At 30.0% G+C, this 14,595-nt stretch carries 15 protein-coding genes; 4 read left to right on the top strand and 11 right to left on the bottom strand.

Going from position 1 to position 14,595, the window contains the following annotated elements:
* Positions 1-160 precede the first annotated feature (160 nt).
* Positions 161-1,222 carry a chorismate synthase gene (gene aroC, locus NHF47_RS12045; RefSeq protein WP_252765159.1) on the top strand — a complete coding sequence of 354 codons (1,062 nt, stop codon included), beginning with the start codon at positions 161-163 and terminating at the stop codon, positions 1,220-1,222.
* A gap of 212 nt (positions 1,223-1,434) precedes the next feature.
* The gene (locus NHF47_RS12040; RefSeq protein ID WP_252765158.1) at positions 1,435-2,391 is read left to right on the top strand and encodes a T9SS-dependent choice-of-anchor J family protein; all 957 of its coding nucleotides are present in this window, start codon (positions 1,435-1,437) and stop codon (positions 2,389-2,391) included.
* A 53-nt stretch (positions 2,392-2,444) separates the two neighbouring features.
* Here NHF47_RS12040 and NHF47_RS12035 read toward each other — a convergent pair whose 3' ends face one another.
* Both NHF47_RS12035 and NHF47_RS12030 read right to left on the bottom strand, forming a co-directional pair.
* Complete coding sequence (locus NHF47_RS12035) at positions 2,445-2,864, bottom strand: thiol-disulfide oxidoreductase DCC family protein (RefSeq protein WP_252765157.1); 420 nt, start codon at positions 2,862-2,864, stop codon at positions 2,445-2,447.
* A 16-nt stretch (positions 2,865-2,880) separates the two neighbouring features.
* The gene (locus tag NHF47_RS12030) at positions 2,881-5,049 is read right to left on the bottom strand and encodes a DNA mismatch repair protein MutS (protein ID WP_252765156.1); all 2,169 of its coding nucleotides are present in this window, start codon (positions 5,047-5,049) and stop codon (positions 2,881-2,883) included.
* A 77-nt stretch (positions 5,050-5,126) separates the two neighbouring features.
* Between NHF47_RS12030 and NHF47_RS12025 the strand changes: the two genes are divergently transcribed.
* Complete coding sequence (locus NHF47_RS12025) at positions 5,127-5,792, top strand: uracil-DNA glycosylase (protein WP_252765155.1); 666 nt, start codon at positions 5,127-5,129, stop codon at positions 5,790-5,792.
* Between the two features lie 117 nt (positions 5,793-5,909).
* Positions 5,910-7,289: an energy transducer TonB gene (locus NHF47_RS12020; RefSeq protein ID WP_252765154.1), complete on the top strand. Its 1,380-nt coding sequence runs from the start codon at positions 5,910-5,912 to the stop codon at positions 7,287-7,289.
* An 81-nt stretch (positions 7,290-7,370) separates the two neighbouring features.
* Here NHF47_RS12020 and NHF47_RS12015 read toward each other — a convergent pair whose 3' ends face one another.
* The 9 genes from NHF47_RS12015 to NHF47_RS11975 all read right to left on the bottom strand — a co-directional run bounded on the left by NHF47_RS12015 (position 7,371) and on the right by NHF47_RS11975 (position 14,399).
* Positions 7,371-8,525, bottom strand: a complete 1,155-nt coding sequence (locus NHF47_RS12015) for a M23 family metallopeptidase (RefSeq protein WP_252765153.1) — start codon at positions 8,523-8,525, stop codon at positions 7,371-7,373.
* A 67-nt stretch (positions 8,526-8,592) separates the two neighbouring features.
* A complete protein-coding gene (locus NHF47_RS12010; RefSeq protein ID WP_252765152.1) occupies positions 8,593-9,525 on the bottom strand; it encodes a transglutaminase in 933 nt (310 codons plus the stop codon).
* Positions 9,526-9,553: 28 nt separating this feature from the next.
* Entirely contained in the window at positions 9,554-10,399 is an 846-nt protein-coding gene (locus NHF47_RS12005) for a substrate-binding domain-containing protein (RefSeq protein ID WP_252765151.1), read from the bottom strand.
* A 22-nt stretch (positions 10,400-10,421) separates the two neighbouring features.
* Entirely contained in the window at positions 10,422-10,961 is a 540-nt protein-coding gene (locus tag NHF47_RS12000) for a GNAT family N-acetyltransferase (RefSeq protein ID WP_252765150.1), read from the bottom strand.
* Positions 10,939-11,475 (bottom strand): GNAT family N-acetyltransferase, encoded by a 537-nt coding sequence (locus NHF47_RS11995; RefSeq protein ID WP_252765149.1) that lies wholly within the window; start codon positions 11,473-11,475, stop codon positions 10,939-10,941. Before NHF47_RS11995 ends, NHF47_RS12000 begins: the two co-directional genes overlap by 23 nt.
* Before the next feature lie 6 nt (positions 11,476-11,481).
* The gene (locus NHF47_RS11990) at positions 11,482-12,000 is read right to left on the bottom strand and encodes a GNAT family N-acetyltransferase (protein ID WP_252765148.1); all 519 of its coding nucleotides are present in this window, start codon (positions 11,998-12,000) and stop codon (positions 11,482-11,484) included.
* A gap of 68 nt (positions 12,001-12,068) precedes the next feature.
* Positions 12,069-12,935: a nucleoside phosphorylase gene (locus NHF47_RS11985; RefSeq protein ID WP_252765147.1), complete on the bottom strand. Its 867-nt coding sequence runs from the start codon at positions 12,933-12,935 to the stop codon at positions 12,069-12,071.
* Positions 12,936-13,023: 88 nt separating this feature from the next.
* Complete coding sequence (locus NHF47_RS11980; RefSeq protein ID WP_252765146.1) at positions 13,024-13,359, bottom strand: translation initiation factor; 336 nt, start codon at positions 13,357-13,359, stop codon at positions 13,024-13,026.
* Between the two features lie 86 nt (positions 13,360-13,445).
* Positions 13,446-14,399: an isopenicillin N synthase family oxygenase gene (locus NHF47_RS11975; RefSeq protein ID WP_252765145.1), complete on the bottom strand. Its 954-nt coding sequence runs from the start codon at positions 14,397-14,399 to the stop codon at positions 13,446-13,448.
* Positions 14,400-14,595 lie beyond the last annotated feature (196 nt).

Here is a 14,595-nt window from a genome sequence, read left to right as displayed (position 1 = left end):
TTAATGATATAGTTATGAAAGTAGAACTTCTTTGCATTAGTAATAAAACTAATTAGTGAATTTACTAAAACTCATAAATAATACATAAATTTGTTTTTATCCAATCACAAAATAAAAATGGTAATAGTTACATCCACGTAACAACATATTTGTAAACATTATGGCAGGAAATTCATTTGGTAAGATTTTTTCATTAATGACATTTGGAGAATCACATGGAGAAGCACTAGGTGGTGTTATTGATGGTTGCCCAGCTGGAATTCAGTTAGATTTAGAGGCTATAAAAGTAGAAATGCAACGGAGAAAACCAGGACAGTCTGCTATTGTTACACAACGAAAAGAAGAAGATGAAGTTCAGTTTTTATCTGGAATTTTTGAAGGAAAAACTACAGGAACACCAATAGGTTTTATCATTCCTAATACCAATCAAAAGTCTCATGATTACTCTGATATTAAAGATACATTTAGACCAAGTCATGCAGATTATGTATATGAAAAGAAGTATGGACTTAGAGATTATAGAGGTGGAGGAAGAAGTTCTGCAAGAGAAACTGCAAGTAGAGTAGTTGCGGGTGCAATCGCTAAACAAGTAATTTCAAATATAAAAATTACTGCATTTGTTTCATCGGTTGGAGAAATTTCATTGGATAAATCGTATGAAGCATTGGATTTTTCTAATATTGAAAAAAACCCTATTCGATGTCCCGATTTAAAGATAGCTCAAGAAATGGAAAGCTATATTAAAGAAATTAAAAAGCAAGGTGACACGGTTGGAGGTGTTATTACTTGTGTCATACAAAATGTACCTATTGGTTTAGGTGAACCAGTATTTGATAAACTGCATGCTGAACTTGGCAAAGCAATGCTGTCTATAAATGCAGTCAAAGGATTTGAATTTGGAAGTGGTTTTGAAGGGGCTAAAATGAAGGGGAGTCAGCACAATGATTTATTTAATGCGGATGGAACAACCAAAACGAACTTATCGGGCGGTATTCAAGGAGGTATAAGTAATGGAATGGATATCTATTTTAAAGTAGCATTTAAACCTGTTGCCACTTTAATTCAGAAACAAGATGTTTTAACCAAAGAAGGTAAAATTATTAATTTGCAAGGAAAAGGGAGACATGATCCTTGTGTCGTTCCAAGAGCAGTTCCTATTGTTGAAGCAATGGCAGCTCTTGTAATGGTAGATTATTATTTGTTGCAAAATACCAAAGAATAATTATTTTTTGATAAATAATTTGAATTAAGAATAATTGATAAAAAGCAGTACTATTTAGTACTGTTTTTTTTATTATGATGATAAATGGGAATTATATGTTCTGAATAATGTTTAAATTCTTAACTTTAAAAGTTAAATATTTAATAATAAATTTCAATAAAGAATAGTTTTTTTGTATTTTGAGCTTGAAAAACAATTAAATATTAACAATCATGAAGAAAAATTTACTTTTTTTATTTGCTCTATTCAATTTATTTGCCTATTCTCAAGTTACTGTATATGAGGATAGTTTTGAAACATATCCAGATTTTGTGATTTCAGGAATTACAGATGGAACGAATACATGGCAAGTTTTAGATCTAGATATGTTGTTTACCTATACAGGTGGAGCAGATCCAGCAACATGGGATAATGCTGGTGCAGCCATGGCATATCAAATTTTTAATCCTACTACTGCGGGAGTTACTAATGCAACGGAGGGTGTAGGAAATGAAACCGAAAATAGAAATTTTGATCCTAGGACAGGGTCAAAATATGCAGCTGCTTGGGCAGGTGTACCATCTACTACTGGTGGAGCAACTGCGAATGAAGATTGGTTAATTAGCCCAGTAATTGATTTATCAGGTGTAAGTGGAAGCGCATTAAGTGTATGGGTAAAATCAATGTCAGATACCTATGGATTGGAAAGATATAGAGTAGGTGTATTTGTGGGTACAGGTGTACCAACACTATCAACCGATTTTACAATTATTTCTGGTGGTACATATTTAACTGCTCCTTATGGAACATGGGCAGAATATACGGCTTCTTTATCAGCTTATGATGGACAAAGTATAAGAATTGGAATTAAATACGAAACATCTGATGCTTACATGTTTATGGTTGATGATTTCAAAGTTACAGCTGCTACTTTAGGATCAGATTCTTTCCTAGCTTCAAAATTTGTAGTTTATCCAAATCCAGTTAACGACATTATTTCTATTTCCAGTGATGATGTTGTGTTTGAAAATATCTCACTAACTGATATTAATGGAAGAATTATAAAAGAAACGAAAACAGATTCAGTTACCAACTATAATTTAAATATTTCCGATTTAAACTCAGGAGTTTATTTTATGAAAATTAAAACGACTGATGGAGTTCTAGATAAAAAGATTATTAAAAATTAATTTTTAATAATCTTAAGAAAAACGCTCAATAAAATATATTGAGCGTTTTTTATTTATAAAAATTTAGCTTTTAATTCAGGTGTTGGAATCATACAGGATTCTTTCTTACCATACCACTTATATCGATTTTTTGCAATATAATCATAAACAGTATTTTTAATGACATTTGGAATGAAACTGAAATATCCCAATAAAGCGTAAAATCCTTTTATTTTTTTTGCAATTTGTAATGCAGCTTCTGCTTTATAATAATAAGCTTTTCCAGGAATATACAAAATAATAGAATCTGTTTTTGAGGTATCAATACCAATATGTTTAATAATCTTTTGACCTAATTCAGATTGAATGGCTACAAAACGAAAAACATCGTTTTTGTCTCTTTTTATTATAAATTGAACAGAAGATTCGCATAAATTGCAAATTCCATCAAAAAGAATAATCTGCTTGTCTTTGGGTAAGTTTTCTATTTCCATTATTCTTTTTTATAATTTATAAAGGTTGAATATACTCTAATTGATCCAAATTTACTTTAGAAGTGAAAATTCCATAATTCACAGTAGCTTTATTTTTTTCAATTTTGTCAATCGTACCAATCGCTTTTCCATCGTTCATTCGAACTCGATCTCCCACTTTTAAAATTACTTTTGGTTTTTCAGCTTCTAATTTTTGTGCTTTTATTTTCTTCTCTTTTTTCTCCGTTCTAATTTCTTCTACTTTTTCTTTTACTTCTTCAATTATTTGCTTTTCTACCCTTTCTTTGGCAATTTTCTCTTTTTTAGTAATTTTTTTTCGTTTTGAATTTTCTATCTCAACCATCTTTAAAAAATCACCGATTAAGGTTTTTTTATCTTTGTTATTGAAGTATTTTTCAGAAATGTCATCTAAACGCTGACCTAAATAAATTAATCGTTGATTCGCATCATACAATTCCTGATAGCGTTCTAATTTATCTTGAATCTTAGCGTTAATGCTTTCCATCTTTTTGCTTTCTTCTCTCGCTTTCGATTCTTCTTCTTTTAAATTTTGTGAGGTTTTTTCTAATTTGGAACGTTCCTTCTGAAGGGTAGCGATGGTTTTATCAAAACGTACCTTGCTCCCCTCAATTTTCTTTTTGGCTCTGTTAATTAAACCAAAAGGAATTCCGTTTTTTTGTGCTACTTCAAATGTAAAAGAACTACCAGCTTGCCCTAAATGCAATTTGTATAATGGTTCTAGCGATTTTTCATCAAATAACATATTTGCATTGGTTGCAAATGGCAATTCGTTAGCTAAAATCTTTAAATTCGTATAATGTGTGGTAATAATTCCGAAAGCTTCTCTTGCATAAAATTCTTCTAAAAACGTTTCTGCCAAAGCACCACCTAATTCTGGATCGGAACCAGTACCAAATTCATCAATTAAAAATAAGGTTTTTGAATTGCATTTTTTTAAGAAGTAATTCATGTTTTTTAAACGATAGCTATACGTACTTAAATGATTTTCAATAGATTGATTGTCTCCGATATCTGTTAAAATACGATCAAACAAGAAAGTAGAACTACGTTCATGTACGGGTATTAAAATTCCTGATTGTAGCATTAATTGCAACAAACCTATTGTTTTTAATGAAATGGTTTTACCACCCGCATTGGGTCCAGAAATAACAATAATTCTACTTTGATTATCTAACTCAATAGTTTGAGGATAAATAACTTCATTTTTAGCTTTATTGGTTAAATATAGAATGGGATGAAAGGCATCTCTAAAATACAAACGCTTTTCTTCAGTAATAGTGGGTAAAATGGCGTTTATTGCATTGGCATATTTGGCTTTAGCCGAAATTAAATCCACAGCTGCTAAGAAATTTTGGTATTCAAAAAGTAAATCTTTATAAGGCCTTATTTGATTTGTTAATTTTTTTAGGATACGAATAATTTCTTCTCTTTCATCTTGTTCTAAATCACTTAATTCTCTCGAATAGCGCAAGGTAGCTTCAGGTTCTATGTAAACAATGCTACCTGTTTTCGAACTACCTAAAACCGAACCTTTTACTTTTTTTCGATACATGGCTAAAACCGCTAAAACTCTGCGATTTTCAACTACAGTTTCTTTAATATCGTCTAAATATCCAGATGAATTATATTGCGTTAAAGCAGTACCAAAACTTTGATTAATTTTACCTCTAACCAATTGCATATTTCTACGAATATTCACTAAATCTGGAGAAGCACTATCTTTTATTTCTCCATATTTATCAAAAACCGTATCGATATATTTTGCTATTTCTTTAGTGTTCTCAATACTGCTCGATTTGAAATATAATTTGGGATAATATTCTTGAAATTTTTTAAGAAAAAGTAATAATGTATTTGCTGTTTCAGCTACATGTGCAATTTTTTTAAAACTGGATGCATCTAAAAAACTATCTTCTATACCTAAAAATTGTAAGTCTTTTGTAATAGATTCAAATCCGTGATTTGGAATTGCATTATTATTGGAATAAGAAGCAACATATTCTGAAGTTTGGGCTAGCTCCAGCATTAAAGCTTCTTTGTCTTTAAATGGTACAATTTCTAGTGCTTTTTGCTGTCCAATTTCGGTAGTACATTTATTGGAAATAGTTTCTAAAATAGTATGAAATTCTAAATCCTGTAAAGTCTTATTGGTAACTGAAATCATTCTTCTCGCTCTCTTTTTACTTGCAAATTTACATTCTATTCTAGTATAAATTTCTATTTTTGATAAAATTTTAAGTTATGTTGGTTAAAATTCATGATTCTTGGAAGAAGGTATTGCAAAATGAATTTGAAAAAGAATATTTTGATACATTAATTAGGTTTGTAAAAGAAGAATATCAATCCCATACTTGTTACCCTCCAGGGAATCAAATTTTCGCAGCTTTTGATATTTGCCATTTTGAAGATGTTAAGATTGTTATTATCGGACAAGATCCGTATCATGGTAAAGGGCAAGCCAATGGTTTGTGTTTTTCTGTAAATGATGGAATTCCCTTTCCTCCCTCTTTAATCAATATTTTTAAAGAGATTCAAAGCGATTTAGGTCAGCCTATTCCAGCAACAGGGAACTTAGAACATTGGGCAAAACAAGGTATATTGCTTTTAAATGCTACTTTAACAGTTAGGGAATCACAAGCAGGTAGTCATCAAAATAAAGGTTGGGAAACGTTTACCGATGCTGTAATCAAAAAAATTTCAGATGAGAAAAAAGAAGTAGTTTTTTTATTATGGGGTGGTTTTGCCAAAAAGAAAGGTTTAAAAATTGATAGAACCAAACATTTTGTTTTAGAAACGGGGCATCCATCACCATTGAGCGCGAATAGAGGGTTGTGGTTTGGAAACAAACATTTTAGTAAAACGAATGAGTATTTGAAAAGCATTGGTAAACCCGAAATTAAATGGTGATTATTCCAATTTTATAATTTTTTTAATTTTGACAATAAATTAACTATGAACTTTAGAACGCTTAAATCAATACGATTTAATTTTTTTATTATATGTTTTTGTTTTGCTTTTTTTCAAATGCAAAGTCAAGTATTTCCAAATAATCCTTATCAGACAGATTCTTTATATTCAGCATTAAAAGTTAAAGTAATTAAAGAAAGTATTGATTTTAATTCAATTTTTAATCAAGATGTTTTTAAGAAAACAATACAGATGACATTGCTCAATGATTTAGGTTTACCAATAAAGTCCAAAATGATTGTTACGACTTTTAAAAGTAATTTAGTAAGTAAATCATCCGAATATCTGTATAATGAAAACCAATGCACCCGTGCTACTAATTTTAAAGGCGAAACTGTAGAAAGTTACACTCTTTATACCTATGATTCTGAGGGTAGATTAAAACAATCTGAAGAATTTAAGATGCCTAATGAAAAAATAGAAATGATAGAGTATTCCTATAATCCTATTCAAACGCTTAGCACTAAATATGAAGAGGGAATTGTAATAGAAAAAACTATTAAAAAATATGATGCTAATTACTTTCTACAAGAGGTTATAAATGAGATTTATAAAAAGGATGTTGTTTTTTTAACTAGAAATATTACAAGTAGTTATAAAGTGAAAAAGGAAGGTGATTTAGTTATTGAAACAATAAAGAATAATAATTTTAAATCTACAAATGAGTTTGCTTTCGCAGCTAATAAATTACTGAAGAAAAAATCTATAATTTCAGGAAAAATGAATTATGATTATACCTATTTTTTTGAAAATGATAATAAGAAAGACAAATTCTTAAAAAATAAATTTTATGACAATAATAAAAAACTAACAGATAGTCTTAATGCTAAATATACACACTCTTATTTTGCTAGTAATTCTGCATTTAATGATGGATACATTATTATTAAAGATAGTTTAGGAAGAATAACCGCAAGAACAGAATATTTAGATATGGATTATTTAATTAGGGATGGTTCATCAATTAATTATTTTTCAAATAAAAAACCACACATTGAAGCTTTCTATGTTAATGATAAACTGCATAATGATTATAAAGTTTATTATGAATCAGGAATTGTGAAACGACAAGAAAAGTATAGTTATGGTAAGGTTCTTAGTGGTAAATGTTATGATATATCTGGAAATGAAATCGATTATTTTCCTTCACAAGTTAGACCAGTTTACCCAAATGGAAGCTTTGAACAAGATGTAACAAGAAGAATTAAAGAGTTAAAGTTTAGTAAACCCAAACAAGACACTAGAGTAAAAATTGATTTTATAGTAGATACTTCTGGCAAAGTAATTGATGTGGTAATTACAAATGGATTTTCTAAAGAAATTGAAGATCAACTGTTGGATATTATGCAATCTTTACCAGATTGGAAACCAGCTTTAATCGAAAATAAACCCGTCAGGTACAAATATTCATTGCCTCTTTTATTTAGAGCTAAATAAAGTGTCTAAGAATAAAATACTCCAAGAAAGTTTCATTTTAATAATCTTGGAGTATTTTTTTTAATATTTGAAATAGTGTATTTATTTTATTTCTAAAATATTTCCTGTTGTGGCACAACCAGAATTCAATTTTATTTTATGGGAGCCCTCTACCAAAAAAATATTTTTAAAATAGGATGGAAGACCTTCTGCATCATGTGTGATAGCGTTACGCATTTCAAAATGTAAATGTGGAAAAAACGAACTTCCAGAAGTTCCAATTTTTGCAATCGATTGATTGGTATGTATTGTATCGCCCAATTTTACCGTAAGACTATTGTGCATCAAATGTCCGTAAACACTAATGGTGTTGTCTTTATGTTGAATAGCAATACAATTTCCATATAATTCTAACGGATTGTCTTTTAATTTTTGAACATCAAACTTTTTGTTGTCTTGATGCTCGTTTGAGGCATAAATTACAGTTCCTTCTGCAGCTGCATAAACGGTTGCACCAAAACCAAAATAATCTTCGTTTTCTTCCCCTTGATTTTTAAATTGTTTATTTTCAGAATTTAGTAGTACAAAATCATAGGCATAACGCATAAAATTGGATTTTATTCCAAAACTTTTTATAGGTCTGAACGTATAATCAAAACGGCGATGATGGGAATTATAATCGTGAGCATCATACACTAATATTTTTCCTTTTAAAGGAAATATTAAGGCTACTTTTTCATTGTATCTTTCAGGATAAACAACAGTAGTTACTTTTGTTTCTTCATCCTTTGAATTTGTAAAAACCAATTCATATTCTAATTTATGTATCGGTGTAACCAACTCAAATTCTGAAAAGGGATTGAAAATCAACTGTTCTTGATTTCCTTCCCAGATTCGTTTTGGTAACAGTAAAATACTAGGTGCTGTACCGTTATTATCTAAAAATTTTCTTTGTAGTAAATACTCTTTGTTATCATATACAGACACACGTAACTGATCTAAAAGGATTGTATCAGTACTAGAATTAGTAACCAAAAAGTCAAAGTTTACAATTTGTTTGTTTTCATTAACTTCAATTAAAGTAACTTTAGGTTTAATTGTGATTTCGATTTTTGATTGACCCAATGCGGGTTTGGTAATGGTAATAGTGGCTACCATTACAAAAGGAATTAATTTTAAAAAATTCATTTTGATTTTTGATTTGATTTGATTGATGATGATTAAATTGATGCTTATTGTGATATTTTTGGGTATCATTAATTAGTATCACTTTTTTTTAAATGTTACATTTCTTTGGAAAAAATAAAAAAAGTTGTATTAATAACTAGTTAAAAGTTAATTCACCTAGTATTTCTTCATTCATAAAAGGTCCACCAGGATAACTAGCAGTATAATCCAAATTCAACCAAATTTGTCCTCTTTCATCAATATGATAGTGAATTTCTTGATTTTTTGCTTCTTCTTTAAAGAGCACTTCTTTAATTAAATAGATAGCAGTTTCTAAATTATTTTTATCACCAATTAACATTTCAGGATACAAATGTCCACCTGTGTGGATTATTCTTGGTGTTCCACCAATTGCTTTTATACTTGCCGACATTAAAATGGCATGATCATCACAATCACCAGAAAAATGTTGCAAACTTTCAGAAGCATAGGCAATATATTCTCTACCTTTTGGATCATTTACATAGTTCCAATTGTCTTTAATTTCTTTAAATACAGCAAAACACTGTATTAATTTTCTATTTTTAGCATAACCTTGTACATTTTTAAAATGTTGTGTGGTAGCATATAAAGCAAAATTTCTCACTTTTGGATTCGTAAAATCGACAGCGTCAATAATTTTGGATTTATTTGGAAAGGGTAATAGTTTGGAGATAATCAAATCCTGTGGTTTAGGATTTTCACTCATCGAATAAATCATATATTTATAATCTTCAAATACGCGATTAAACCCATAATTGCCAAATAAAGTGCCATAAATTAAGGTAAGTAAATAAATAAAAATGCAAATGATAATGATAGTTTTTAAAAGCCTTAATAATAGCTGAATGACAACCAGAATAATTAGGAATAATAAGATTCTGTCTAAATTATAAATCCAATTAAGTTCAATTAAATTTTGATGAGCAATTAAAAAAACAGGTATAGTAATTAAAATGTTTAATAAAAAAATGATAATAGTATCCCAAGGCTTTGGCAAAGAAAGCTTTTCTTTAACTTGTTTAAGAGAAATGGTTTTTTGGGTTATCATTTAGAATTAAAACGATAAAATTAAGTAATTATTTAACTATGGTTTCATAAGAAGCCATTTTTTCAATAATATTTAACGTATGAAGTTGGTTTTGAACTTTCTCTATCGTGATTTTATCAATTTGTTTTTGTGACCAATGGGTAACACGCAACCATTCTTGTATATCTTCAATTTTCTGATTGTATTTAGAAGCTAAAGTTCGATCAATACTTGGAATGCTTTTAAACTCTTCTGTGGTTGCATTGATAATTTCTAAAATTTGAGAGATAACAGGCATTTCTTTTTCTAGAACTTCATTTCTAACCGCAATAACAAAACAAGGCCATGGAGTAGGACAGTCCGCAATTCTTCTAAAAGTACCATTATCCACTAATGGTTTTGTCATAAAGCGTTCCCACATAAAATAATCGGCAGTACCAGAAGATAAAGCAGTTACAGCACCTTCTATTGTATGTACAATTTCAAATTGTAAATTGGATGTATTCCAACCATTTTTCTGTGCATTAACAAAACTCATTAAGTGCGAGCCTGAACCTAATCTTGAAATAGCAGCTGTTGTATTTTCTAAATCTGATAGTGTTTCATAAGGAGCATTGGCACTAACATGAATCCCCCAAATTAACGGACTTTTTACATATATTTGAACAATTTTGGATGGATTTCCAGCAACAATATCTTTAACAATTCCTTCGGTTAAAATCACAGCAATATCCGTTTCACCTTCCCGAAGCATTTGACACATTTTTCCTGTTCCTTCAGGAACGTCGGTCCATTGTAAATCAATTCCAGCTTCTTCAAATTCTCCATTTTCGATACAGAGATGCCAAGGTAAATTAAAATGTTCGGGTACTCCTGCTATTTTTATTGTTTTCATATTTTTTAATATACGTTTTGCGTTATTTATTAAGCTTTTTCAGTTGCCACCATTTCCATAAAACGCCTTCAGGATCAAGATAATCTTCTCTAAATTGCATGCCACATTTATGAAGCACTCGATTAGAAGCTGCATTTTGTGCGTGAGTATATGCATTTAATACATCAATATTCATTTGATTTATTCCATAATCCAACCAAAATTGAGTCGCTTCAGTTGCATATCCTTTATTCCAAAAAGGTGCGTTTAAACGATACCCATAATCAAAGAAATTAGTATTCCCGTTTTCAACATGATCATTCACAAATTTTATCCCAGTCCATCCAATAAATTCTCCTGTATCTTTTAAAATCGTGGCAAAACGTCCTATATTGTTTTCTTTGTATTGTCGTTGTACATATTCTATAACTTGAATTGATTCTTGAATATCTTTTGCAGGCTTATTCCAAAGATATTGGTGAACCAATGGATTGGCATCCATAGCAAACATGGCTTTTCCATCCGATAATTCTAAAGGACGAAGTAGCAACCGTTCTGTTTCAAATTTGAGATTCAAATTCATCTTTTTTAATTTGGTACCAATTATGTAACGTATTATTTATCATATATTGATTCTTTTTTTTAAACCCCACCTTTTCTAATAGATGATTGGAAGCCTTATTTTCATTGTCAGCACATGCATGAATTTCAGGTAATTTTAAAGTATGTAAACCATACGAAAGCCAAAATTTTGCTGCTTCTGTGGCATAACCTTTGTTCCAATGTTTTTCAGCAAAACGATAGCCCAAATCATAAAAATTGGAATAGCCATTTTCTTCAGCTGTTCTGAATTTTAATCCAGAAAAACCAATTAATTCCTCATTTTCTTTTAAAATTACAGCAAAACGAGCAATACCATTTTTTTGATGTTCTTTTATAATTTTATCGAGATAGTTTTCTGCATCTTTTAAGGATAGAATTGGATTTCGTAAAAAACGATTTATTTTGATACCCGAATGCATTTCCAAAAAAGCTTTGGTATCAGAAGAAGTTAAGGGTCTTAATTGTAATCGTTCTGTATTCAATTCTTGAATCATAATTGCTTATTTTGAGGCGTACCAAACACAAGGAATGGTAGTATTCCAAAGGTATTCGTTTTTCAATTGTAATCCTATTTTTTCCAAAATTCTTCGAGAACCTTTATTATCAATATGTGCAGAAGCATATAAAATGTTTACTTTTAAATTCGAAAAAGCATATTCATACCAAGTCTTAGCCGCTTCATAAGCATATCCTTTACCCCAAAATTCCTCTTTCAAACGATAACCAATTTCATAAAAATGAGAATGATTGTTTTCTATTTCAGTAATAAATTTTAATCCACACCAACCTACAAATTGATTTTCTTTTTTGGTAATCATAGCAAAACGACCTATTCCATATTGTTTATATTGCTGGATCACATTATTAAGATAAGCAATGCTTTCTTCTCTAGTTGTAAAAGGAGAATTACCTAAATAAAGATGTACCTTAGGATTACTATCCATAGCAAACATATCGTCTGTATCATTTAAATGTAATGGACGAAGAATTAATCGCTCTGTTTCTAATATCAGATTCATATTTTAGGATTTGTAACTAACTGGAATATAAAATTAGAAGTACCTTATGAAGAATGGTTTAATATAAATTAGCGAATCAATTTTTCTAAGGTATAATCAATTAAATTTTCAACTACTTGATATGGATTTTGACTAAAATCACCTGTTGCTCTGTTTGCGATGATAGCATTCAAAGACAAACAATGATGTCCTAATAACTTTCCTAAACCATAGATGGCAGCGGTTTCCATTTCTAGATTGGTCATTCGTGTGCCATTAAAATTGAAATTATCCATTTTAGTATTCAATTCAGGATCTTGAATAGCCAAACGTAATACTCTACCTTGAGGACCATAAAAACCACCCGCTGTTCCTGTAAAACCTTTGTGCATTTTGGAACTAAAGATTGTTGTAGCTAATTTTTCACTACATTTAATAACATAGGGACGCCCTTTTTTTAAATCCCAATTGGTTTGCGCAATAAAAGCTTCCTCAATTGCTGATTCTGAAATTGTATCTATTAAATAGGAACGCAACATATTATCCAAACCAATAGCATATTCACTCATCACAAATGCATCTACAGGAATGTCTTTTTGCAAAGAACCTGAAGTTCCAATTCGTACAATATTAAGCGCGGTATGCGTTTCTTTTGGTTTTCTGGTTTCTAAATCAATGTTTACCAAAGCATCCAATTCATTTAAAACAATGTCTATATTATCAGGACCAATTCCTGTAGAAATTACAGTGATTCTTTTTCCTTTGTAACTACCAGTTTGTGTTTTAAACTCTCTCTTTTGAGTGGTAAATTCTACACTGTCAAATCGAGAAGTTATTTTTGAAACCCTATCTTGATCACCCACAAAAATAATATCGTGAGCTATGTTTTCTGGTTTTAAGTTAATATGGTACAAACTACCATCTGGGTTTAATATTAATTCTGAATTTTTAATCATAATGTTCTTGTGAGCTTGCCAAGCAATCTCTTCGTTTAATTTTACATTTTACAAATTGTCAATTTATCATTGTCAACCGTATATTTTTTTAGCCACCAACTCGTTTTGTTTTAAAACCTTTATTTTGAAGAAACTGCATGATTTTATCACGATAATCACCTTGTATGATAATTTCTCCATCTTTAAAACTACCGCCTACAGCAAATTTATTTTTAATTTCTTTGGCTAATAATTTAAAGTCTTCTTCTTCGCCTTCATATCCAGCAATAATGGTTGTTGGTTTGCCTTTTCTTTTTTCATATTTACAAATCATTGGTTCCTTTTGAACAAATAATTCATGTTCTGAAATTTCTGGAGTTGCATCTTTTTCGTTTGATGGTTGATGATCTGGAAATAATTTTTTTAATTGGTCTTCTAAACTCATAAAAATATAGATTTTTAAAAAGCAAATTCCAAATCCCAAGTTATTACAATTGGAATTTGGAATTTTATAATTTGGAACTATTCCTATTACTTTTTGATTAATCCTAATTCCACTAATCTTTCATGTAAGAATTCACCAGCGGTTATATCTTCGTATAATTTTGGATTATTTTCATCAATACATTCAGGTAAACAGTTTAAACTCATATCGCTTACTGGATGCATGAAAAAAGGAATGGAATATCTTGAACTTCCCCATAATTCTCTTGGTGGATTTACCACTTGATGAATTGTAGATTTCAATTTATTGTTTGTATGACGCGATAACATATCACCTACGTTAATCATTAATTCATCAGGTTGCGCAATGGCATCTACCCATTCTCCATTATGGTTTTGTACTTGTAATCCTTTTCCTTGAGCACCCATTAATAATGTAATCAAGTTGATATCACCGTGAGCTGCAGCTCTAACGGCACCATCTTTAGGCTCATCCGTAATAGGAGGATAGTGAATAGGTCTCAAAATACTATTACCATCTTTAATGTATTTGTCGAAATAAAATTCATCCAAACCAATGTATAAGGCTAAAGCTCTTAAAACATAAATACCAGTTTTTTCAAGCATTTGATAAGCTTGTTTACCAACTGGATTAAAATTAGGTAATTCCGTTACCTGAACATTATCAGGATATTCATTTTCGTATTTTGACCCTTCTGAAACATATTGTCCAAAGTGCCAAAATTCTTTTAAATCACCAGCAGAACGACCTTTTGCATGCTCTTTACCAAAAGAAACATACCCTCTTTGTCCTCCAATACCAGGAATTTCATATTTTGATTTGGTTTCTAGAGGTAAATTGAAGAAATTTCTAACTTCAGCATATAAATCCTCTACTAATTTGTCATCTAAAAAATGACCTTTTAATGCTACGAAGCCGATTTCTTCGTAGGCTTTTCCGATTTCATTTACAAATTTTTGTTTACGTGCCGGATCATCCGACAGGAAATCACGTAAGTCAACACTAGGAATTTGTTGCATACTAAAACTTTATTGTTAATAAATCTAAAGGCGCTTAGCCCAAGTAAATACAAATGTATTGATTTATTTTTAATTTAAAATGAGGAAGTTATCAACATTTTAAGATACTGGTAAATTTTGATAAAATAAATTTTATAACAATTCCATTTGAAAATGTTATTTTTCCTATTTTTGAATTCAAATAATTACAAACCCA

It is taken from the genome of Flavobacterium sp. NRK F7 (genome assembly GCF_024054195.1).
Lineage (GTDB): Bacteria > Bacteroidota > Bacteroidia > Flavobacteriales > Flavobacteriaceae > Flavobacterium.
Note: the sequence above shows the minus strand (reverse complement) of the source record. Positions and strands in the feature narration are given on the sequence as shown.

What these genes read in the sequence shown, in the direction of transcription:
- aroC (WP_252765159.1), top strand. Translation starts at nt 161, where the DNA reads ATGGCAGGAAATTCATTTGGTAAGATTTTTTCATTAATGACATTTGGA.
- NHF47_RS12040 (WP_252765158.1), top strand. Translation starts at nt 1,435, where the DNA reads ATGAAGAAAAATTTACTTTTTTTATTTGCTCTATTCAATTTATTTGCC.
- NHF47_RS12035 (WP_252765157.1), bottom strand. Translation starts at nt 2,864, where the DNA reads ATGGAAATAGAAAACTTACCCAAAGACAAGCAGATTATTCTTTTTGAT.
- NHF47_RS12030 (WP_252765156.1), bottom strand. Translation starts at nt 5,049, where the DNA reads ATGATTTCAGTTACCAATAAGACTTTACAGGATTTAGAATTTCATACT.
- NHF47_RS12025 (WP_252765155.1), top strand. Translation starts at nt 5,127, where the DNA reads ATGTTGGTTAAAATTCATGATTCTTGGAAGAAGGTATTGCAAAATGAA.
- NHF47_RS12020 (WP_252765154.1), top strand. Translation starts at nt 5,910, where the DNA reads ATGCAAAGTCAAGTATTTCCAAATAATCCTTATCAGACAGATTCTTTA.
- NHF47_RS12015 (WP_252765153.1), bottom strand. Translation starts at nt 8,525, where the DNA reads ATGATACCCAAAAATATCACAATAAGCATCAATTTAATCATCATCAAT.
- NHF47_RS12010 (WP_252765152.1), bottom strand. Translation starts at nt 9,525, where the DNA reads ATGATAACCCAAAAAACCATTTCTCTTAAACAAGTTAAAGAAAAGCTT.
- NHF47_RS12005 (WP_252765151.1), bottom strand. Translation starts at nt 10,399, where the DNA reads ATGAAAACAATAAAAATAGCAGGAGTACCCGAACATTTTAATTTACCT.
- NHF47_RS12000 (WP_252765150.1), bottom strand. Translation starts at nt 10,961, where the DNA reads ATGAATTTGAATCTCAAATTTGAAACAGAACGGTTGCTACTTCGTCCT.
- NHF47_RS11995 (WP_252765149.1), bottom strand. Translation starts at nt 11,475, where the DNA reads ATGATTCAAGAATTGAATACAGAACGATTACAATTAAGACCCTTAACT.
- NHF47_RS11990 (WP_252765148.1), bottom strand. Translation starts at nt 12,000, where the DNA reads ATGAATCTGATATTAGAAACAGAGCGATTAATTCTTCGTCCATTACAT.
- NHF47_RS11985 (WP_252765147.1), bottom strand. Translation starts at nt 12,935, where the DNA reads ATGATTAAAAATTCAGAATTAATATTAAACCCAGATGGTAGTTTGTAC.
- NHF47_RS11980 (WP_252765146.1), bottom strand. Translation starts at nt 13,359, where the DNA reads ATGAGTTTAGAAGACCAATTAAAAAAATTATTTCCAGATCATCAACCA.
- NHF47_RS11975 (WP_252765145.1), bottom strand. Translation starts at nt 14,399, where the DNA reads ATGCAACAAATTCCTAGTGTTGACTTACGTGATTTCCTGTCGGATGAT.